1 protein-coding gene is annotated in these 618 nt (G+C 46.0%); it reads right to left on the reverse strand.

Going from position 1 to position 618, the window contains the following annotated elements; translation table 11 throughout:
* Positions 1–618 (reverse strand): Ig-like domain repeat protein (locus R8O10_RS26045; RefSeq protein WP_318192073.1); only part of this gene is annotated, 618 nt, incomplete at both ends.

Genomic DNA, 618 nt, shown 5'->3' on the forward strand with positions numbered 1-618 from the left:
GTTCATAACCCAGTCGTAAATAATAAACGACTTAGTTTTTGTCCCATGTTGCTGGAATACATCAGCTTGCGTCTGCCGATAATCATATGTACCGTCTTCGGCAATGATATTGCCTTCAATACAGTTTTTATAATCACACCAGTTACCGCTTTGAGCACCGTAAGGTGAAGAAGGATAGGAGTTTGTTTTGGGTATCCGGTAGAGCACCCTGTAGGTATCGGAATAAATGGTCATTCCGTTCTGATAAGGCGCAAAACCTGATAGGGCCTGACCATTAACCTTAAAAGTTGAGGCCTGCGGGTTCTTAGGGTCATACACTGCTACTGGCTCAGGATTCTCTCCAGACTTTGCACCTACTGAATCCCAAGCAATAGGATAGGCTATTGACCCTTTGTTCCCTGCTTTATCCAGGGCCTCGAAATGAAGCGTATATAGATCCTCCCCATTAGGGAACACAGTGCTCCAGTTCAACAACTGGCCTTGGCCGTTGGCGTAATTAACCGAGACAACAGGACTCCTCTTGCCTTTGCTATCTACAGCATACGCCTGTATAGAGGAAACCGAAGAACCGGCATCAGATGCAGACACATCTATACCTGAAAATCGGTTAGGACCTCG

Source organism: Vibrio sp. 1727, from assembly GCF_033344415.1.
Classification (GTDB): Bacteria; Pseudomonadota; Gammaproteobacteria; order Enterobacterales; family Vibrionaceae; genus Vibrio; species Vibrio alginolyticus.